The sequence below is a fragment of the Polymorphobacter megasporae genome, from assembly GCF_018982885.2.
Lineage (GTDB): Bacteria > Pseudomonadota > Alphaproteobacteria > Sphingomonadales > Sphingomonadaceae > Polymorphobacter_B > Polymorphobacter_B megasporae.
On the sequence record NZ_CP081848.1, the window covers coordinates 3,023,599 to 3,043,430 of the forward strand.

The 19,832-nt window shown below is 66.4% G+C and carries 15 protein-coding genes; 7 read left to right on the forward strand and 8 right to left on the reverse strand.

The features are described from left to right. Positions 1–95 precede the first annotated feature (95 nt). Both KTC28_RS14140 and KTC28_RS14145 read left to right on the forward strand, forming a co-directional pair. Positions 96–1,304, forward strand: coding sequence for a type III PLP-dependent enzyme (locus KTC28_RS14140; protein WP_216707780.1), 1,209 nt, complete (start codon positions 96–98; stop codon positions 1,302–1,304). A gap of 148 nt (positions 1,305–1,452) precedes the next feature. Continuing rightward, entirely contained in the window at positions 1,453–2,499 is a 1,047-nt protein-coding gene (locus tag KTC28_RS14145; protein WP_216707781.1) for a 1,9-bis(guanidino)-5-aza-nonane synthase, read from the forward strand. Positions 2,500–2,648: 149 nt separating this feature from the next. On the opposite strand, the gene KTC28_RS14150 is transcribed toward KTC28_RS14145, so the two are convergent. After that, positions 2,649–3,851: a class I SAM-dependent RNA methyltransferase gene (locus KTC28_RS14150; RefSeq protein ID WP_255602042.1), complete on the reverse strand. Its 1,203-nt coding sequence runs from the start codon at positions 3,849–3,851 to the stop codon at positions 2,649–2,651. Beyond that, positions 3,848–5,263 carry an NAD(P)H-hydrate dehydratase gene (locus tag KTC28_RS14155; RefSeq protein ID WP_216707783.1) on the reverse strand — a complete coding sequence of 472 codons (1,416 nt, stop codon included), beginning with the start codon at positions 5,261–5,263 and terminating at the stop codon, positions 3,848–3,850. Before KTC28_RS14155 ends, KTC28_RS14150 begins: the two co-directional genes overlap by 4 nt. Before the next feature lie 30 nt (positions 5,264–5,293). Between KTC28_RS14155 and KTC28_RS14160 the strand changes: the two genes are divergently transcribed. Beyond that, the gene (locus tag KTC28_RS14160; protein ID WP_216707784.1) at positions 5,294–5,509 is read left to right on the forward strand and encodes a hypothetical protein; all 216 of its coding nucleotides are present in this window, start codon (positions 5,294–5,296) and stop codon (positions 5,507–5,509) included. A gap of 73 nt (positions 5,510–5,582) precedes the next feature. Beyond that, positions 5,583–6,323 carry a dienelactone hydrolase family protein gene (locus KTC28_RS14165; protein WP_216707785.1) on the forward strand — a complete coding sequence of 247 codons (741 nt, stop codon included), beginning with the start codon at positions 5,583–5,585 and terminating at the stop codon, positions 6,321–6,323. A 497-nt stretch (positions 6,324–6,820) separates the two neighbouring features. On the opposite strand, the gene ilvD is transcribed toward KTC28_RS14165, so the two are convergent. The 5 genes from ilvD to KTC28_RS14190 form a co-directional block, all read right to left on the reverse strand. Further along, the gene (gene ilvD / locus KTC28_RS14170; protein WP_216707786.1) at positions 6,821–8,536 is read right to left on the reverse strand and encodes a dihydroxy-acid dehydratase; all 1,716 of its coding nucleotides are present in this window, start codon (positions 8,534–8,536) and stop codon (positions 6,821–6,823) included. Positions 8,537–8,564: 28 nt separating this feature from the next. Then, the gene (locus KTC28_RS14175) at positions 8,565–9,332 is read right to left on the reverse strand and encodes an enoyl-CoA hydratase/isomerase family protein (RefSeq protein ID WP_216707787.1); all 768 of its coding nucleotides are present in this window, start codon (positions 9,330–9,332) and stop codon (positions 8,565–8,567) included. Between the two features lie 97 nt (positions 9,333–9,429). Then, positions 9,430–9,741: a hypothetical protein gene (locus KTC28_RS14180; RefSeq protein ID WP_216707788.1), complete on the reverse strand. Its 312-nt coding sequence runs from the start codon at positions 9,739–9,741 to the stop codon at positions 9,430–9,432. Positions 9,742–9,913: 172 nt separating this feature from the next. Beyond that, complete coding sequence (locus KTC28_RS14185) at positions 9,914–10,726, reverse strand: 4-(cytidine 5'-diphospho)-2-C-methyl-D-erythritol kinase (RefSeq protein ID WP_216707789.1); 813 nt, start codon at positions 10,724–10,726, stop codon at positions 9,914–9,916. Beyond that, positions 10,723–12,429 carry a tetratricopeptide repeat protein gene (locus tag KTC28_RS14190; protein ID WP_216707790.1) on the reverse strand — a complete coding sequence of 569 codons (1,707 nt, stop codon included), beginning with the start codon at positions 12,427–12,429 and terminating at the stop codon, positions 10,723–10,725. Before KTC28_RS14190 ends, KTC28_RS14185 begins: the two co-directional genes overlap by 4 nt. A 407-nt stretch (positions 12,430–12,836) precedes the next feature. On the opposite strand from KTC28_RS14190, the gene KTC28_RS14195 reads away from it, so the two are divergent. Continuing rightward, the gene (locus tag KTC28_RS14195) at positions 12,837–15,044 is read left to right on the forward strand and encodes a KAP family P-loop NTPase fold protein (RefSeq protein ID WP_216707791.1); all 2,208 of its coding nucleotides are present in this window, start codon (positions 12,837–12,839) and stop codon (positions 15,042–15,044) included. A gap of 228 nt (positions 15,045–15,272) precedes the next feature. Here the strand turns inward: KTC28_RS14195 and KTC28_RS14200 are convergent, their stop codons facing one another. Continuing rightward, positions 15,273–16,901 carry an electron transfer flavoprotein-ubiquinone oxidoreductase gene (locus tag KTC28_RS14200; protein ID WP_216707792.1) on the reverse strand — a complete coding sequence of 543 codons (1,629 nt, stop codon included), beginning with the start codon at positions 16,899–16,901 and terminating at the stop codon, positions 15,273–15,275. A 146-nt stretch (positions 16,902–17,047) separates the two neighbouring features. On the opposite strand from KTC28_RS14200, the gene KTC28_RS14205 reads away from it, so the two are divergent. Next, on the forward strand, positions 17,048–17,752 hold the full coding sequence (locus KTC28_RS14205) for a uracil-DNA glycosylase (RefSeq protein ID WP_216707793.1): 705 nt from the start codon (positions 17,048–17,050) through the stop codon (positions 17,750–17,752). Then, the gene (locus tag KTC28_RS14210; RefSeq protein WP_216707794.1) at positions 17,749–19,596 is read left to right on the forward strand and encodes a lytic transglycosylase domain-containing protein; all 1,848 of its coding nucleotides are present in this window, start codon (positions 17,749–17,751) and stop codon (positions 19,594–19,596) included. Before KTC28_RS14205 ends, KTC28_RS14210 begins: the two co-directional genes overlap by 4 nt. Positions 19,597–19,832 lie beyond the last annotated feature (236 nt).

The following is a 19,832-nucleotide window of genomic DNA, read 5'->3' on the forward strand; positions in this document are numbered from 1 at the left end:
CCTAGATACGCCCTCGCTGCCCCAAGGGACTTCCACCGCAAGGCAGTTTCGGTGCTACCCGCTTGTAGCGAACTGACTCCCGGAGGTCCCTTGAATTGCATAAGCCCAGCAACGCGCTGGGGGTAGCCCGCGACCGTCGTCCGTCGCAGCCCGTTACCCTCGTCCGCCCGCACGCCGCTACCCGCGCCGCCGAGTTCTTCGCGCAGAAGTTCCCCGGCACGTCGATGTACGCGGTCAAGGCGAACCCGTCGCCCGACCTGATCCGCCTCCTGTGGGATGGCGGGATCACGCACTATGACGTCGCCTCGATCACCGAGGTCCGGCTGGTGCGGTCGCTTCTGCCCGAGGCCGTGCTGTGCTTCATGCACCCGGTCAAACCCGCCGAGGCAATCGCCGAGGCGTATCACGTCCACGGTGTCCGCACCTTCAGCCTCGACAGCGTCGAGGAGGTCGAGAAGATCGTCGAGGTCACGTCGACCGGTGGCGTTGCTGCGACCGACCTGACGCTGTGCGTCCGCCTGCGCGTGTCGTCGGCGCATTCGAAGCTCAGCCTCGCGGCGAAGTTCGGCGTTGGCGTCGATGAAGCCGCGCCGGTCCTCCACGCTGCCCGGCAGGCCGCCGATGCGCTCGGCATTTGCTTCCACGTCGGCTCGCAGGCGATGAGCCCGCAGGCGTACAGCGACGCGATGGGCCTCGTCCGCGCAGCGATCGTTTCGGCGGGCGTCACCGTCGACGTGATCGATGTCGGCGGCGGCTTTCCGTCGATCTATCCCGGGATGGAAACCGCGCCGATCGAGCGCTACTTCGCCGTCATCCACCGCGCCTTCGAAGACCTGCCGATCAGCTATTCGGCCGAACTCTGGTGCGAGCCGGGCCGCGCGCTGTCGGCGGAATATGCGTCGATCGTCGTCCGCGTCGAGAAGCGCCGCGACGACGTGCTGTTCATCAACGACGGTGCCTATGGCGCGCTGTTCGATGCGGCGCACGTCGACTGGCGCTTCCCCGTCGATCTCGTCCGCGATGTCGAATCGAACACCAAGAAGCTCGCGTTCAGCTTCTACGGGCCGACGTGCGACGACGCCGACTTCATGCGCGGCCCGTTCATGCTCCCCGCCGATATCCGCGCCGGTGACTATATCGAAATTGGCATGCTCGGCGCGTACGGCTGCGCGATGCGGACGGCGTTCAACGGCTTCGGCAACGGCGAGACTTTGGTCGCCGACGACGAGCCGATGGCGTCGAACTACACCGTCACCGAACCGTCACGCGAAGTCATTACGTCGATTCGCGAAGCGCGGAGCTAGCCGCTTCCCTCTCCCCTTAAGGGAGAGGGACGGTTGCGCACTTGCGCGACCAGGGTGAGGGAGCGTCACCCGCGCATCACTCACCCTCACCCTGGCGCTGAAACGCGCCGTCCCTCTCCCTCAGGGGGAGAGGGAAGAAAGGACCATCATGACCGACCTGACCAACCGCAAGGCCGAACTCCTCTCGACCCAAGTCGAGCACATCGACATCCGCAGCTTCGACGCGCGGCCGATCATCGACGGAATGGCGAAGATGAGCTTCACCAGCCGCGACCTTGCGCGCGCGACGGGCATCTACAATGCGATGCTTGCCGACAAGGACTGCTCGATCTTCCTCGTGATCGCCGGATCGACCAGCGCGGGCGGGTGCATGGACCTGTACGCCGAACTGCTGCGGTCGAACATGATCGACGGCATCGTCGCCACCGGCGCGTCGATCGTGGACATGGATTTCTTCGAGGGTCTTGGCCACAAGCACTATCAGGCGCTTGAAATCCCCGACGATAACATCCTGCGCTCGCTCTACATCGACCGCATCTACGACACCTATATCGACGAGGAGCAGCTCCAGGACTGCGACGGCACCATTTTCGAGATCGCCGAGAGCCTCGAGGCCAAGCCGTACAGCAGCCGCGCGTTCATCCGTGAGATGGGCCGCTATCTGTCGAAGCACGGCAAGAAGGACAACAGCCTCGTCAAGCTGGCCTTCGAGCACGACGTGCCGATCTTCTGCCCCGCGTTCGTCGATTCGTCGGCGGGCTTCGGGCTGGTCAAGCACCAGGTCGAGCGGATGAAGGCGAAGCAGCCGTACATGGTTCTCGATGCGATCGCCGACTTCCGCGAGCTGACCGACATCAAGATCAAGGCGGGGACGACCGGCCTGCTGATGATCGGCGGCGGCGTGCCGAAGAACTTTATCCAGGACACCGTCGTCTGTGCCGAGATCCTCGGCCACGAAGACGTCAAGATGCACAAATACGCCGTCCAGATCACCGTCGCCGACGTCCGCGACGGCGCGTGTTCTTCGTCGACGCTCAAGGAAGCGGCGTCTTGGGGCAAGGTCGAGACGACGCAGGAGCAGATGGTCTTCGCCGAAGCCGGGTCGGTCATGCCGCTCCTCGCTTCGGATGCATACCACCGCGGTCACTGGAAGGACCGGGTGGTTCGCGGATACGGGAAGATGTTCGACGACTGAGCGCGGCCAGAGGTTAGCTGAGGAACGCAGCTTCGCGTTCGTCGGCTAACCTCGGACTCGCGCGAAGTCCGGCCGGCGGGGCGGCTGCTTAACGCAGCCGAACCCGTCCGACGAAGGCGCGGGCTTTGCCCGTGTTCCGCCAACCCAAGTCACCGAACGAACTTCGCCACTAGCTCGACATGCGTCGACCAGCGAAACTGACCTACCGGCCAGAGCCGTTCGAGCCGGTAGCCGCCCTCGACCAGCATCGCCGCATCGCGCGCGAAGGTGTTGGGATTGCAAGATACCGCGACGATGACCGGGACCTTGCTCGCCGCGAGTTCGGCGACCTGCGCCACCGCTCCGGCGCGCGGAGGATCGAACACGACTGCGTCGAACCGCGCCAACTCGGGCCCGTTCAGCGGCTTGCGGAACAGGTCGCGATGCTCGACGAACACCCGCGCCCCACCAAGTCGCGCAGCGGACGCAAGCGCCGCAGTGGCACTCATCGACCCGTCCGCCGCGAGCACCTTCGCCGTCCGGGCGAGCGGCAGTGCGAATGTCCCGAGCCCGCAGAACAGGTCGGCGACCGCCCCCGCCCCGCCGGCCGCGGCGATCACCGCTGCTTGCAGCGCCGCCTCTCCCTCGCGTGTCGCCTGGAGGAACGGCGCGGGCGGCAGGATCACGGGAACACCGCCAAAGCGCAGCACCGGCGGGCGCGCTTCGGTCACCGTCTCGACCCCGTCGGGCCCCTCGACCGACAGGCGCGCGAGGTCGTTGGCGGCGGCGAAGGCGTTGAGCCGCTCGATCTCGGTCAGGCTGCGCGCGGCGACATTGGCGAGCAGCAGGTCGACCCCGCTCTCGCTCTCGGTCAACGTCACCCCCGCACCTTCACCGTCCTTGAGCGCGGCGTCGAGCAGGCCCCGCAACGGCGCGACAAGCGCGAACAGCCCGGGGGTAAGGACCCAGCATTCGTGCATGTCGACGATGCGATGGCTCGCGTCGGCGTTGAAGCCGAGCGTCAGCGTCTTGCCCCGCTTGACCGCGCGCAGCGAAGCGCGGCGGCGGCTCCGCGACGGCGACAGGGAAACCGGCTCGATCGCGCCGACTGCGACCTTGGCGGCGTCGAGCGCCGACATGATCCGCGCCGCGACCCAGCGCTCGTACGCCGGGTCGGTGACGTGCTGGAGCTGGCAGCCGCCGCACTCGGGGAAGTGGCGGCACGGCGGCGTCGCGTGGTCGGGCCCGGGCGCGATCTCGAACGGATCGAAGCGGACCCGGTCACCGGCTACTGTCGCGGGCACGAAGCGCCCGTCGGCGGTGACGCCGTCGCCGCGCGCTGCCATGCGGACGATGTCGATCCAGTCGGTCACGCGGACAACCCCGCGAGCACTGCGACAAGCGCCTCGGGCAGGTCCTCGGCAATCAGCCCTGCCCCGCATCGCCGCCCGGCGTCACCGTGGAGCCACGCCCCGGCACACGCTGCCTCGAACGCATCATAGCCCTGCGCGAGACACGCGGCGATGACTCCGGTCAGCACGTCGCCCGATCCCGCCGTCGCCAGCCACGGCGTCGCATGGGTGTTGATCGCGGCACGGCCGTCGGGAGCGGCAATCACCGTCGCCACCCCCTTAAGCAGGACGATCGCGCCGACCTTCGCAGCAGCGGCGCGGACGCGGTCGAGGCGCGATCCGGGCAGGTCGCCGAACAGGCGGACGAACTCGCCCTCGTGCGGCGTCAGGACCGCCGGGCCGGTCAGCGCCGCCGACAATCCGGCGGGGTCACCCGCGAACAGCGTGAAGACGTCGGCATCGAGCACCAGCGGCAACCCGCTCGCAATCACCGCGTCGAGCCGGCTGCGGTCGTCGCCCAACCCCGGGCCGGCGGCGATCGCGGCGAAGCGGTGGCGGGCAAGCAACGCCGTCACCGCCCCCGCATCGTGCGCTTCACGAACCATGACCGCGTCGAGCCGCGCAGCGTTCTCGGCGAGCGCCCCCGCAGGACACGCGATCATCGACAGCCCAGCGCCACCGCGCAGCGCTGCGCGCGCCGCGAGCCGCGCCGCTCCCCCCTGCCCCGCCGGGCCGCCGAGCGTCAGCACCGCACCACGCGCATATTTATAGCTGTCGGCAGCAGGTTCGAACGACGGCGGCGGCACGGTTCCCCACGTCCGCGCCCTGCTCGCATCGATCCCGATATCGGCGACGACGACCCGGCCGCAGCGCGCGGCAGCGAAGAGATGGACCGGCTTGAGCGTCCCGAAGGCGACTGTCAGGTCGGCAGAGACTCCTTCGCCGCCGCCATCGTCGGTGAACAGCCCGCTCGGCACGTCGAGCGCGACGACGACGCGGGCCCCCGCCGCCAGCCGCGCCAGTTCGCCCGCCAACCCCGGCTCGACCGGACGGCTCAACCCGATCCCGAACACCGCATCGACGAGCAAGTCCGCTGGCTTGGCGGTTGCGATCGGCTCGACCGTACCGCCCCAGCGCGCCGCCATCGCGCGCGCGTTGGCGGTCGCCGGTTCGCCGGTCGCCGCCACCCGCACCGCGACCCCAGCAATCGCGAGATGCCGCGCGACGACATAGCCGTCGCCGCCGTTGTTGCCGGTCCCGCACGCCACGACGACATCGCGCGGCGAGGCAAAAGCGAGCACCGCGCGCGCCGCTGCTGCCCCCGCGCGCTCCATCAGGTCGAGCGGGTCGATGCCGCTCGCGAACAGCGCCGCTTCGGCAGCGCGCATCTCGCCGGCATCGAGCACCGGCGGCAGGGTCAATCGGCTTGCCATAATGCGATGCTGTAGTATCACTCGCTCCCGATGACACCCCGCTTCCTCGCCCCCGCCCTCGCGCTCGCCGCAGTCGCCGCGCTGGGAGCCTGCGCCCAGTCGCCGCTGTACGACAGCAAGGCTGTCGCCGGCGGCACCCACGACGAGGTCCCGCGCGACGGTAACGGCGAGCCGATGCTCGGCGCGGTCCGTCCGATCCCGGTTGGCTCACTCGCGCTGGCCCAGCCGAAGCCGGTCGCGCCGTAGCACCGATTTCGCCGCCGCGTGCGAGGCCGCGTTGGTCGTTCAAACAACAACAATGGGTTATGAGGTCCGCCTGATGCCGCATAAGCACGTCGCCATTACGACCCGCGATGGCATCTGCCCTTGCTACGCCGTCACGCCCGACGGTAGCGGCCCATGGCCTGCAATCATCTTCTACACCGACGCCGGCGGCATGCGGCCTGCCATGCTCGACATGGCGCAATGCCTCGCCGACGCCGGCTATGTCGTCCTGCTCCCTGACCTATTCTACCGCTATGGGTCCTATGGACCGCTCGTCCCCGCCGAAGTTTTCGCCGGTGATTTTCGCGCGATTATCGGTCCGCTGATGGCGACGACCGGCAACGACAGGGCCGCCGAGGATAGCGAGGCGTTCTTCGCCTATCTCGGTTCGCGTGACGACGTGGCGGGCAGCAAGTGCGGCGCGGTCGGGTTTTGCATGGGCGGCGGAATGGCGCTTGCGGCGGCCGGGACGTATCCGGATCGATTCGCCGCCGTGGCCAGTTTTCACGGCGGCAATCTTGCGACCGACGCCCCGGCGAGCCCACACCGGCTGGCGCCGAGGTTAGAGGCCGAAGTCTATATCGGCGCCGCCGAGAACGATGGCAGCTATCCGCCAGACATGGCGGAGCGGTTCGAGCAGGCACTCGATCAAGCCGGCGTGCGCTACGATACCGCGACTTACCGCGCGGCACACGGCTGGATGATGCCGGACTTTCCCGTCTACGACCATGATGAAGCCGAGCGCGGCTGGGTCGCGATGCTCGCTTTGTTCGACCGGACGCTGCGCGGCAATTAGCTGACGACGCTGATCGGCCGCTCAGCCGACCTTCGATGCGACGACGCATGATTCCCGGGAAACAGCATCATCGGTCCTCGACAGGCGCGTGACGAGCCTCAAAAAAACGCGCTGTCCTACACCCCACGGCCTGCGCTAGCCTGCCCCTCGTCGTCACCGGGCGGCGCGTGTTCTTTCTCATCGGTGCATTTTTGATCGCGCGCTTTGCGGAAGCGGGTCGCGCTATGGGGGCGATAGCATCACCCTCCTCGCGGCAGAGGCAAACGCGAAGAACACCGTCGTTTGTGTGAACTTATTTTGAACTTAGAGTCACGCGGGGCGAGCGCGTCCACGCTCGAGGCGGAAGCGGGTCGCGCAATTACGGCAATAAGGGCACCCGCCTCAAGGCAGGGGCGAACGCGAAAAACACCGTCGTTTGTGTGAACTTATTTTGAACTTAGCGTCACGCCTAGTAGCCGCTACCAGCTCAAGGAGTATTTTTGATCCGGCTAAGTCGTTCAAATGTCCGCGTAAACGTGCCGTTCCGCCTTTGCTCCTGGGTGGGTCACCGCGCCCGTCCATGCCGGGCCAACGGTCTTCGCGTAGCGCCAAAGCGCCCCCGCCTGATAGGCGTTGACCCGCGGCTGCCATAGGGCGCGGCGGCTGGCGAGTTCGGCGGGGTCGACGAGTAAGTCGATCGTCCCGGCTTCGGCGTCGATGCGGATAAGGTCGCCGTTCTCGACGAGCGCGATCGGTCCGCCGTCGGCGGCTTCGGGTCCGACATGGCCGATGCAAAAGCCGCGCGTTCCGCCCGAGAAGCGTCCGTCGGTGATCAGCGCGACCTTCTCGCCCATGCCGAGGCCGTAGAGCGCGGCAGTGGTCGACAGCATCTCGCGCATCCCGGGGCCGCCCTTGGGCCCCTCGTAGCGGATGACGAGGACCTCGCCCTCGCGAATCGAGCGTGCCTCGACCGCCGCAAAGGCGTCTTCCTCGCAGTCGAACACCCGCGCCGGGCCCTCGAAAACGAGCGTGTGCATCCCCGCGACCTTGACGATCGCGCCATCGGGGGCGAGCGACCCGCGCAGGCCGACGACGCCGCCTGTCGGCGTGATCGGGTTCGACACCGGGCGGATGACGTCCTGGTTCGCGTTCCACGTGACCTGCGCGAGGTTTTCCGCGAGCGTCTTGCCGGTCACCGTCATGCAGTCGCCGTGGAGGAAGCCGCCGTCCATCAGCGTCTTCATCACCATGTAGATGCCGCCCGCGTCGTAGAGATCGCGCGCGACGTAGCGCCCGCCGGGCTTGAGGTCGGTGATATACGGGGTCCGCTTGAAGATCTCGGCGACGTCGAACAGCGTGAACTCGATCCCCGCCTCGTTCGCCATCGCCGGCAAATGCAGCGCGGCGTTGGTCGACCCGCCCGTCGCGGCAACGACCGTCGCAGCATTTTCAAAGGCTTTGCGCGTGCAGATGTCACGCGGACGGAGGTTAGCTTCGAGGCAGTGCATCACCGCCTCCCCCGCCGCGACGGCGAGCGCGGCACGCCCCTCGTACGGCGCGGGCATCATGTTCGAATTGGGCAACGACAGGCCGATCGCCTCGGCAACGCACGCCATCGTGTTCGCGGTGAACTGGCCGCCGCACGCGCCGTGCCCCGGGCACGCGACCTTCTCTAGCGCGGTCAGCCGGGCGAGCGGGCAGGCCCCAGCGGCGAACTGGCCGACCGCCTCGAAGACGTCAACGACGGTGACGTCCTTGTCCTCGAACCGCCCCGGCAGGATCGACCCGCCATAGACGAACACCGCGGGCACGTTGAGGCGGAGCATCGCCATCATCATTCCCGGCAGCGACTTGTCGCAGCCGGCGAAGGTCAGGAGCGCGTCGTAGCTGTGGCCGCGCATCGACAGTTCGACCGAGTCGGCGATGACCTCGCGGCTGACGAGAGACGACTTCATCCCTTGGTGGCCCATCGCGATGCCGTCGGTGACGGTGATCGTGTTGAACCGGCGCGGCGTCCCCCCGGCGGCGATCACCCCGGCCCGCGCCGCATCGGCCTGCGCATCGAGCGTCGTGTTGCACGGCGCCGAGTCGTTGCCCGCCGAGACGACGCCGACGAACGGCTTGGCGATGTCCTCCGCGGTCAGGCCCATCGCATAATAATACGACCGGTGCGGCGCGCGCTCGGGTCCAACGGTGACGTGGCGGCTCGGCAGCCGTGATTTATCGAAGCTCATGGGCCTGTTCATGGCCGTAACCGCGCCCTCAAGTAAAGCGCGGCGGCCGCTTGGCGAGGAAGGCAGCAACGCCTTCGGCGAAGTCGGGCGAGTCGAAGGCCGCATCGAACTGCGCCGCCGAAGCGGCATCGTCGTCGCTCGCGCCGTCGAGGATCCGCCAGACGATCGCCTTGGCGGCCAACTGGGTCGCGGGCGACAGCGAGACGACCCGGGCGGCGAAGTCGTCGACCGCTGCGGCAAGGCTATCGGCGACGTCATCGACCAGTCCGAGTCTGAGCGCCTCGGCCGCATCGAAGGTGCGTGCGGTGAACAGCATGCGCTTGGCCTGGCTCGGGCCGACGAGGTCGACGAGCAGCTTGGTATCGTGGAGCGGATAGACCAGCCCGAGCTTCGCCGGGGTCAGGCCGAAGCGCGCCGCGGGCGACGCCAGCCGGACATCGCACGCCAGCGCGATGCCGAGCCCGCCGCCGATGCAATCGCCATCGATCGCTGCAAGCGTCGGCTTAGGGGCACGGGCAAGCGTAATCTGCGTCGCCCGGATGGCGGCGTTGTTGCGCCCCCGCCAGACCGGGTCGGCGGCATGGGTTGCAAATTCACCGATGTCGGCCCCGGCGCAGAACGGCCCCTGTCCGCCGCCGACGATCAGGACGCGGACCGCGGGGTCGGCCATGGCTCGATCGACCAGTTTGGGGAATGCTTCCCACATCGTTTGGTCGAAGGCGTTGCGCTTGGCAGCGCGGTCGATGACAAGGCGGGCGACGCCGCCGTCTATCTGGAGATGAAGGTAATCGGTCATCTCCCGCGTGTCACCGATCGGGCCGCATCGGGCAACCCCAACAAAAAGGCCGCGCACCCATCGAGTGCGCGGCCAGTTCTGGGTCGAAGGTCGAAACTTACTGGGTCGAAGCCGTCGTCGACGCCGGCAACGCCGCCATGTCGACGCCCAGCGTGCGGGCAGCGGCGGCGAACTTCTTGGCAGCTTCGGACGTTGCGTCGACCGCGCACAGGCGCTCGCCGGTCGAGATCAGAATCAACGCCGACTTCTGCCGGTCCGTCGTTGCGGTGCTCGCGGCAGCGCGGAGCTGGTTCGGGGTGGTCGTGCAGGTCGCTGCCGACTGCGCGGCTGCTGCGGGAGCGGCGGCTGCAATGAAAGCGGCGCTGATTGCGATGGCAACCGGGGCTGTGGTGATGAAGCGGGCGAACATGGTGGATCTCCTGACAAGCGACACGGGGGAGGGCAGACTTGAGTTTCACTCAGAACAACTGAGGCCGATCTAAGTTACACTCAGAAGATCGTCAAGCGAGAACTGAGCGTAAATCAAAATTGTTTTGAGCACGGCTCATGCTGCGGCGCAACAAGAATCGTCGGATGCCGGCTCAGACGATGCTCGTCGGGCAGGTCCACCATCCCGGGCTAGCCTCACTGAGCGATCGCGCTGCCGAGTCGCGCCCCGCTGCGCTAGCGTAGAGCGCGAAACACGTCGCTCCCGACCCCGACATGCGTACGAGACAAGCCCCTGTGTTCGCGAGTGCGGCAAGGACTTCGGCGATGACGGGTGCAAGCCGGATCGCTGGCTCAGCCAGATCGTTGCGCGCCCCGCGCCACGCCGTTGGGTCGAGCGGCCCGCGATCGATCCGGTCCCAGCCGGAGAATACCGGGCCGGTCGGCACCGCGACGCGCGGGTTGACCAGCAGGATCGGCGTGCCCGCGATATCGAGATCGACAGGGGTGAGCACCTCCCCCCTGCCCGTCCCGGTAACCGTCCGACCGACGAGACACGCGGGAACGTCGGCACCGAGCGACGCGGCGATCGGCAACAAACGCTCTATCGGCCACTCCAGCTTCCAGAAGCGGTTGAGCAGGCGGAGCGCCGCCGCCGCATCCGCCGATCCGCCGCCGAGGCCCGCCGCGACCGGGATATGCTTGTCCAGCGTCAATGCCGCGTTTGCTGGTACCCCAGCTGCTTCCGCCAGAGCCCTCGCAGCGCGGAGGACCAGGTTGTCGCCGTCGCCGACCGCCTGAGCAAGCGGACCGGTCATCGCGAGGCTGAGCCCTGCCCCGGACCGGACGTGAAGCGTGTCGCCAAACTCGGTGAAAACAAACACGGTTTCGAGATCGTGATAGCCGTCCTCGCGCCGCCGCCGAAGGTGGAGCGCGAGGTTGACCTTCGCCGGTGCCGCCTCGATCAAGGCTTGGGCGCGGCGGCTGAGGGAAGTTGCGCCGCCTGCGCGGTGGCGACATCGAGCCCGAAGTCGAGCTTCTTCGCGATCAGCGCCCCCTGCTCCGGAGTCGGTGACAAGTCGCGCGCCGCCCGCCAGCTGAACCGCGCCTCGATCCTCCGCCCCGCCCGCCAATACGCATCGCCAAGATGCTCGTTGATCGTGGCGTCGCCGGTTTCGAGCCGCGCCGCACCCTCGAGCGTCGTCACCGCCTTGGCGAACTGCCCGGTCCGGTAATACGCCCACCCCAGCGAATCGGCGATGAAGCCGTCGTCGGGACGCAGCTTGGCAGCAGTCCCGATCAGCGTCTGCGCCTCGGGGAGCTTCAACCCGCGGTCGAGCAGCGCATAGCCCAGATAATTGAGCACCGTCGGCTCCTCAGGGGCCAGCGCGAGCGCCGCGCGCAGATCGGGCTCGGCATGCCCCCAGTCGCCACTCTGCTCAAAGGCCGCGCCGCGCAGGAAATACAGCATCCACCCCGGCGGATCGGCGGGCGTCGCGAGGCTGATCGCGTGCCCGTAATCCGCCGCCGCCGCCGCGTTGCGATTGAGCTTGCGCTCGAAATCCCCCAGCCGCTGCCAGTCGTCGCTCGTCGCCTCCGGTCCGTTCGCCGCCGCCTCGAACAGCTTCCGCGCCTCGGCATCGCGCCCCAGGTCGGACAGCGCCGCCGCCCGGTGGATCGCCGCGAGGCCCGCTTGCGGGTCCTTCGGCGCGATGTGCGCGAACGCCGCGATCGCCGCCTCGGGCCGTTCGCTCCGGGCGAGGACATCGCCGGTGATCAGCCACGTATCGGCGGTCTCGGGGCTGAGGAAGGTCGCGACCCGGGCGAACACCAGCGCCAGCGGCACCGGCTTCTCGCGCGCCAGATCCCCCGCCAGCCGCGCCACGAGCAAGGCCACCCCCTGCCGCGGCTCGGTCGGCCCGGCATCGAGCGCCCGCCCCGCATCGAGACGCTTGAGCGCCGCATCGAGCACGGGGTCCGCCCCACCCTTGACCAGCAGCGCCTTCGCCTCGGCATCCTTGTGCGCCGCCTGGAGCGCCGCCGCCCCGGCCACCCGGAGCCGGACGACCGCGCGCGCCTCCCCGGTCAGCAGCACGGCGTACAGCGGCGCCGCCTCGTCCCAGCGCTTCGCCGCCGACAGCATCAGCGCGCGATGCTCGGTGACGTAGCTCCGCGCGAAGCCCTGGAACTTGGCCGGGTCGAGAACGCTGAGCGCCTCGTCGGTCTTGCCCCGCCCGTACAGCGTCCAGCCCTCGACGATCGGCCCGACGACCGCGGCATAGCCCGCGTCGGCCAGCCCCGGGCGCGCGGCATCGGCGGCGTTCCAGTCGCGCCGCTTGAGCGCATCGGCGAGGCGGACCAGCGCGGTCGTCGAATCCCCCGCCTTCGCCGCATCGAGCCGCTTCGCCAGCTCGACCGCAAGCTTCTCGTCCCCCGCCGCGACCGCGGTGTCGAACGTCCGCCGCTGGAGCGTCAGGTCCCCCGGATCGGCCTTGAGCGCATCGTCGTAATAATGCGCGGCATCGTCGAGCCGGTTGTCGGCATCGGCGAAGCGCCCGAGGATATAGCCGTGGAGCGGCGAGATCGCCGGGCGCGGCGTCGCCAGCGCGGGGGCGGCCAGTGCTAACCAGATAAGTGCAAAAGCCGCGGAAGTTGACGAACCTGACGCCACGTCGAGTTGAAACCTCCTCCCAGTGCGAGGGAGCCGCGAGGCGCTGCGGCTGAGCGAGAGGGTGGGCATAAGGTGAGGCTCCGAGACTCGTACCGGCCAAGGGTAACGCGGATCGGGGGGCGTCGAACAGCGGTTCTTGGCGCCGCGCCTTTGGGGGCGTCGGCCGGTCCGACCCTAAGTTCAAAATAAGTTCACACTAAAGCGTGTGCTTTTTCGTCTCGCCTTTCCGGCGGGATCGACGTGGGGGATGTACCAATGAGAAAGAGCGCGTGTTGCCCGGTGGCGACAGGGAGAGGGTAACGTAAGGCGGGGGGTGTAGGACAGAGAAAAGTTGCAAGTGCAGGACGGTCAGGTCAATTTGGCGAAATATCGTTGGGGCGGGGATGGCTAAATGATAGCGACACATAATGCATGAGGATGACGCACGAAGTATTCGTGGTGACCGCGCTCTAGGCTTAGCCGAAAGTGATCGGCTGGGCTTCCAAGCCATCGCCGCTCGCATCGCGACATCGCTTGTCGATCACGCGTCTGACGACGGTCTTGTAGTAGGCATCGAGGGGAGCTGGGGTGCCGGGAAATCGAGTCTCTTGTTTCTAGTTGCCGCTGAAATGGATCAAATGCATCAGGATCGACGGCCGACCCGAATCACATTTCAGCCGTGGCTGGTTGGTGATCGCGATGCGCTGATCCGAAGCCTGTTCGGGGAATTTTCAAGGGAACTCGACGCGATCGCACTTCTGGCCGGTGATTCAACACGTGTATCGGTCGCTAAAGCGCGGGAAGCAGGAGATGCCCTGCGCGGGTTTATGAATGGACTTGGCAAGGTCGGTGCAGTGCTCGAATTCGCCGGCAGGGCAAGTGGGCTTGGACTTCTCGAATTGGCTGGCCAAGGTGTTAAGGCAGCGGGCGAAGTGACGGCTGGCGAGTCAGAACAGCCTCAACTCTCGGAACTCAAGGATCGCCTAATCCGGGTGCTGCGTGAACTGGACCATCGCTTCATCGTGACCATCGACGACGTTGATCGCCTTGAACCCGCTGAGGCGCTAGAGGTACTGCGACTGGTGCGCTCTGTCATGGACCTACCAAATGTCATCTACCTGTTATGTTATGCTAATGGCATACTTTCTCACAGCATCAAGGAGGCTGCGAGGGTCGAGAATGGCAGGGCTTACCTTGAGAAGATTGTGCAACTCACGATCATGGTGCCCGAACCTGAGCCGATGCGATTGCGGCAGTGGTTTACTGATGAACTTCATTCGATTGCTGCGGTCAAAGATGACAGGGAGCGTCAGCGCTTGCAGCAAGTCATTGATTTCGAAGGTAGCCGACAGTTCAAAACGCCACGCTCCGTGGTACGTGCGCTTGATGCAATAAGGTTTTTCTGGCCGCCGCTTCGTCAGATCGGAGCCGACCTAGCTGATCTCGTGTGGCTGCAGCTAATAAAAGATGGCAATCCCGATCTCTATCGCTGGATCGAACGTTACTGCGCGACATCTGCAGTTGTATCTGTCGGCATCGCTCGCATTGATGAGGCTGAAAAGGCTGCCGAGCTAGCGGCGTTGATGAAAGCTGTGCCTGAAGACCATTTTGCGTCCCTCGAATATCGAAACCACTTCGCCGATCAGCTTCCGGGAGTAGAGGCTAACTACGACGCGAACAAATTACCGTTCAGCATCTTTGAACGACAGACTGATCGCGAGCGAAGCGAGTCTCTTCGCGGACGGCGGCTTGCAAGCCCCGATCACTACCGCCTCTATTTTGCACTGACGGATCCGTCACACGCGCTACCGATCAATGAGATAAGAGATGTCTGGGAGGCCTTCTCGCTGGGCGCAGCGGAAGCAGGGACAGCCTTTCTGCATCTTTATATGCAAAGCGCAGGCGGATCGATAACGCTCGCCGATATACTTTTGGAGCGTCTTAAGGATGGCGAGTATCTTAGGCTGAGCCCCGATCAGATTGAAGCACTGCTGACTGCGCTAGCCGGGGTTCTCGACGAAGCGTACCGCCGCCGCTCGTTCGACCGCTTTTGGATCAACTCGGTTTGGGACCGCGCGGAACGCATCCTGCCACTTCTCCTCGAACGTCTCAATCTACAGCGACGCGAAGCGACTTTAACAGAAATGTTTTCGAACGGCGCAGCCCTCGGTTGGCTTACGAGAGTGTTCCGCCGGGAGACTTTTGCCCACGGTCGCTTCGGCGAAAAACGGAGGCCGGAAAACGAATGGGTGTTCACGGACATAGAATTAGAACAAATCAATTCGGTCATGCTGGCGCGATTCCAGTCAATGACAATAGATCAAGTCCTAAATGAGATAGATCCCGCCAACCTCCTTTACGCTTGGAGTCAAGCAGGCGATCCAGAAGGACCTCGCCACCTCATTGAAAAAGAGATTATATCAGATGAAGGGTTCGTCCGCGTACTCGAAAAGCTGACGAGCGAGATAACAAGCAGTGATCGGGGCAGCTACAAAGTTCTCAATCGAGACAATGTTGATCTTTTCACCGACTTTGACTTGGCCAAAGCGAAATTATTTACATTACAGGACCATCCAGAACTTGGTGAACGCATTGCTGTATTAGTTACAGCCGTTGCTGACGATCGCCATTTTTAGCTTAATTCATGCGCCTGCGAATAAAGTCTGCTATGGCGGTCCACCGCCGCAACAATCGGCTCACGATCCGCGCAACTTCCGAACGGCAGCGTCGCGGCAAAGCCGCGCCGGTCGTCGGACGGGTTCGGCGGCCCTATGGCCGCCGCCCCGCCGGCCGGGCGCGGCGCGAGTCTTCGCGCTGCTAACGAACGCGAAGTGCGTTCGCTTCGCTACGCTTGCCGCGCCGCGCTACATATTCGGATAGTTCGGCCCGCCCCCGCCTTCCGGCACCACCCAGACGATATTCTGCGTCGGATCCTTGATATCGCACGTCTTGCAGTGGACGCAGTTCTGCGCGTTGATCTGGAGGCGCGGGCCGCGCTCCTCCTCGACGATCTCATAGACCCCCGCCGGGCAGTAGCGCTGCGCCGGTTCGTCGTAGAGCGGCAGGTTGACCTCGACGGGGACGGTTGCGTCCTTGAGCGTCAGGTGGATCGGCTGGTCTTCCTCGTGGTTGGTGTTCGACAGGAAGACGCTGGTCAATTTGTCGAAGCTGAAGACGCCGTCGGGCTTGGGGTAGACGATCTTGTGGACATGCTCCTTGCGCTTGAGCTGTTCGTTGTCCTTGTGGTGCCCCATCGTGAACGGCATGCGGATCCCGAGGTGCTCGGCCCACATCGTTACGCCGGCGACGCCGGTGCCGGCGACGTTGCCAAACTTCTCGACCGCCGGGAGCGTGTTGCGGACGCCGCGCAGCTCCTCCTTGACCCAGCTTGCGTCGTACGCGTCCTGATACGCGGCGAGGCTGTCGTTCGCGCGCTGCGAGACGATCGCGTCGACGGCGGCGTCGGCGGCCATCATGCCGGTCTTCATCGCGGTGTGGCTGCCCTTGATCCGCGGCACGTTGACGAAGCCCGCGCTGCACCCGATCAGCGCGCCGCCGGGGAAGGTCAGCTTGGGCACCGACTGGTAGCCGCCGTCGTTGATCGCGCGCGCGCCGTAGCTGACGCGGCGGCCGCCGGTGAGCATCTCCTTGAGCGCGGGGTGGGTCTTCCACCGCTGCATCTCGTCGAACGGCGAGAGGTAGGGGTTGGAATAGTTGAGCCAGACGACGAAGCCGAGCGCGACCTGGTTGTTCGCCTGGTGATAGATGAAGCCGCCGCCGTTGGCATCGCTGAGCGGCCAGCCCTGAGTGTGGATGACCTTGCCGGGGACGTGCTTGGCCGGGTCGATGTCCCACAGCTCCTTGATCCCGATACCATAGACTTGCGGCTGGCTGTTCTCATCGAGCTTGAACTGGCGGATGAGCTGTTTCGACAGGTGACCGCGGACGCCCTCGGCGAAGAAGGTGTATTTGGCGTGGAGTTCGAGCCCCGGGGTGTAGCTGTCCTTGTGCGTCCCGTCGCGCGCCACGCCCATGTCGCCGGTCGCGACGCCCATCACCGCGCCGTGCTCGTCGTAAAGGATCTCGGCGGCGGCGAAGCCGGGGAAGATCTCGACCCCGAGCGCCTCGGCCTGCGTCGACAGCCAGCGGCAGAAATTGCCGAGGCTGAGCGTGTAGCAGCCCTTGTTGTTCATGAACGGCGGCATCAGGCCGTGGGGGAAGTCGTATTTCTTGCCTTCGGTCAGGATCCAGTGATGGTTCTCGACCACCGGCACCGTCATCGGGCTGTCGAGGTCCTTCCAGTTCGGCAGCAGCTCGTCCAATGCGCGCGGGTCGACGACCGCCCCCGACAGGATATGCGCGCCGATCTCGGCCCCCTTTTCGAGAACGCAGACCGACACCTCGATGCCCTTTTCGGCCGCCGCCTGCTTAACCCGGATCGCCGCCGACAGCCCCGCCGGACCGCCGCCGACGATGACGACGTCATAGGGCATAGACTCCCTTTGGGACTCCCGTTGGGCGTTATTTTCGCTCATGATCTTCCCCAGGCCATCGGCACGTCGCTGAAATAGTGTTGTTCGTCAGATACGGGGCCGGGTTGCGCTTGACCAGTACCAGCCGCGTCGCACTATGGCGGTGCATGACCGGGGCCCACACCGCAAGCCGTCACGAGATCGCCGCCGCACTCGGCTGGCTGGTCGACGCCGGGGTCGATACCGTCGTCGGCGATGCGCCGTTCGCGTGGCTTGCCGACGCCGGCCCGATCGCGCCTGCCGCCGCCCCGATGGCCCCCATCGTCGTCCGCAGCGAAGCCGTCGCGATCAACGTCGACAGCCTCGCCGCACTCGCCGCCGCGATGGCCGAAGCGTACCCCGCCGCGCTGTTCGCCGACGGCGCGGGCGACATCATGGTGATCGGCGAGCGCCCGACGATGGCCGATGCCGCCGCGGGCCGCGTGTTCGGCGACGCTGCCGGGGCGCTGCTCGACAAAATGCTGCTGAGCATCGGGCGCGGTCGCGACACTGCGATGCTCGCCAATATCGTCGCGCTGCCGGGTGACCGCGCCGCGACCGCCGCCGAAGTCGCCGCCTTTGCCCCGTTCCTCCGCCGCCAGATCCAGCTCGCCCGCCCCCGCGCGATCCTTGCGCTCGGCCAGGCGGCGGCGAGCGCGCTGACCGGCTCGACCGCCGGCATCAACCGGCTGCGCGGGCGCTGGCACGAGATGGCCGACGGCGGGGTCGCGGTGATGCCGACCTTCGCCCCGTCGCACCTCCTGCTCCACCCGGGACACAAGGCGCTCGCATGGGCCGACCTGTGTGTGTTCCGCGCAAGGCTCGACGGATGAAGCGTCTTCTCGCTCTCGCTGCGGCGCTGCTACCGCTGACCGCTGCGGCAGCCGAGCCCGCCGCGCCCGACATGGCGGGCGATACGATCACCGTGACCGGTTACGCCGGGATCACCGCCGCGCAGCGCCGGGTGCCGCAGCAGCTGACGATCCCGCAGCGCACCGCGTATCACGCGATCTTCGTCGACATCGATGCCGGACGCTATGCCGCTGCCGAAGCGAAGCTGTCGGCGCTCGGCGACGGCCCGCTCCACGCTTCGGCGAAGGCGCAGTTGATGCTCGCGCGCGGCTCGGTTCGCGGCGACGGCATCGCGACGTGGCTCAGCGCGAACGCCGACCTGCCGCAGGCGCCGAAGCTGATCGCGCTCGCGGTCCGCAGTCCCGACATGCCGACGCTGCCGATCGGCCGCCTCCTCCGCACGGTCAGTTTCCAGCCGCCGATGTCGCCGAAGTCGAGCTTCTCGACCGGCAGCGTCGATGCCGCCGCCGTGGCCCGGCTCAAGCCGCTCCTCGCCGCCGACCGCAACGCCGATGCTGAGGCATTCCTCGCTTCGCAGCGCGGCGCGCTGTCATCCGACGTCGCCGCCGAATGGGCGCAGCGGACCGCGTGGAGCTATTATGGCGCGGGCGACGACATGGCGGCGGAGCGGATGGGCCGGATCGCCGCGACCGGCAGCAGCGAATGGTCGTCGCTCGGCGCATGGACCGCCGGGCTCGCCGCGTTCCGGCGTGGTGATTGCGCCGCCGCCTCGACCGCATTCGACCTCGTCGGCACGCGCTTCGGTGGCGAGGATATCGCGCCCGCAGCCGCGTTCTGGTCGGCGCGCGCCTATCTCGCCTGCGGCAAACCCGACAAGGTCGCGGCGCGGTTGAAGGTCGCCGCCGCGCGTCCCGACAGCTTCTACGGCATGCTCGCGCTGCGGACGCTCGGTCTCGGCCAGCCGCTCGACTGGGCCGAACCCGACTTCATCACCGCCGACTGGAACCATCTGTCGGCGATCCCGGGAGCCCGCCGCGCCGCCGCGCTCGTCGAGATCGGGCAGCTTGGCCTTGCCGACCGCGAGCTCAAGTATCTCGCCACGATCACCGACACCGGCAATTATGCCGCGCTGCTCCGCCTCGCGGCGCGCCTCAACCTGCCGGCGACACAGTTCTGGCTCGCGCACCACCCGCCCGAGGGGATCGATCCACCGCTGTCGGCGCGCTACCCCGAACCTACATGGACCCCGGCTAAAGGCTGGCGTGTCGACAAGAGCCTCGTCTTCGCGCACGCGCTGCAGGAATCGAACTTCGTCACTGGCGCAACGTCGAAGGCCGGGGCCAAGGGCATCATGCAGTTGATGCCCGCGACCGCGAAAAAAGTGTCCGCGCGGATGGCCGACGGCACCGAGGTCCTCGTCGTCACCCGCGACCTGACCGATCCCGAGTTCAACATCGAGTGTGGCCAAAGCTACCTCGAGGACCTGCGCGACATGAGCTACACCGCCGGGCTGCTGCCCAAGGTGATCGCCGCGTACAACGCCGGTCCCGGATCGGTGCAAAAGTGGAATGCCACGGTCCGCGATAACGGCGATCCGCTCCTGTTCATCGAATCGATCCCGTTCCGCGAGACACGGCATTATGTCGAGGTCGTGCTGCGCAACTACTGGATGTACCAGCTTCGCGCCGGACAAAGCCCGTCGTCGATCGACGCGCTCGCTGCGGGACTGTGGCCGCGCTTCCCCGGGATGCCGGGCGCGACCGGCGTCGTCGGCATCCCGACGATGACCGCGCCGCTGATGCCGATCGTCCGCCCGCTGCCGATATTGCCCGACGATACCACTGTGGTTGCAAGTTCGCTTTAGCGGCGGGTGGCTGGCAGCGGTGGCTTTACTGTCCTCGGCCGATGCTCTGCTGGGTTACGCTCCGTTGTACGGCAGTCCAATTTTCCGCATTTCAATGTCATTACGACCTTCGTCGGGATGACATCGAGAGCGGCGGTTCGCCCGACAATGTCGTCATCCCGCGAAGGCGGGGACCCATTTTCCAGCGACAATCGGTGTTGGCCACGGATGGTCGAGCGGCATTGCAAAGTTCAAAT

Coding starts and splice junctions, on each gene's coding strand:
- KTC28_RS14145 (WP_216707781.1), top strand. CDS start 1,453: ATGACCGACCTGACCAACCGCAAGGCCGAACTCCTCTCGACCCAAGTC.
- KTC28_RS14155 (WP_216707783.1), bottom strand. CDS start 5,263: ATGGCAAGCCGATTGACCCTGCCGCCGGTGCTCGATGCCGGCGAGATG.
- KTC28_RS14160 (WP_216707784.1), top strand. CDS start 5,294: ATGACACCCCGCTTCCTCGCCCCCGCCCTCGCGCTCGCCGCAGTCGCC.
- KTC28_RS14165 (WP_216707785.1), top strand. CDS start 5,583: ATGCCGCATAAGCACGTCGCCATTACGACCCGCGATGGCATCTGCCCT.
- ilvD (WP_216707786.1), bottom strand. CDS start 8,536: ATGAGCTTCGATAAATCACGGCTGCCGAGCCGCCACGTCACCGTTGGA.
- KTC28_RS14175 (WP_216707787.1), bottom strand. CDS start 9,332: ATGACCGATTACCTTCATCTCCAGATAGACGGCGGCGTCGCCCGCCTT.
- KTC28_RS14180 (WP_216707788.1), bottom strand. CDS start 9,741: ATGTTCGCCCGCTTCATCACCACAGCCCCGGTTGCCATCGCAATCAGC.
- KTC28_RS14195 (WP_216707791.1), top strand. CDS start 12,837: ATGCATGAGGATGACGCACGAAGTATTCGTGGTGACCGCGCTCTAGGC.
- KTC28_RS14200 (WP_216707792.1), bottom strand. CDS start 16,901: ATGCCCTATGACGTCGTCATCGTCGGCGGCGGTCCGGCGGGGCTGTCG.
- KTC28_RS14205 (WP_216707793.1), top strand. CDS start 17,048: ATGACCGGGGCCCACACCGCAAGCCGTCACGAGATCGCCGCCGCACTC.
- KTC28_RS14210 (WP_216707794.1), top strand. CDS start 17,749: ATGAAGCGTCTTCTCGCTCTCGCTGCGGCGCTGCTACCGCTGACCGCT.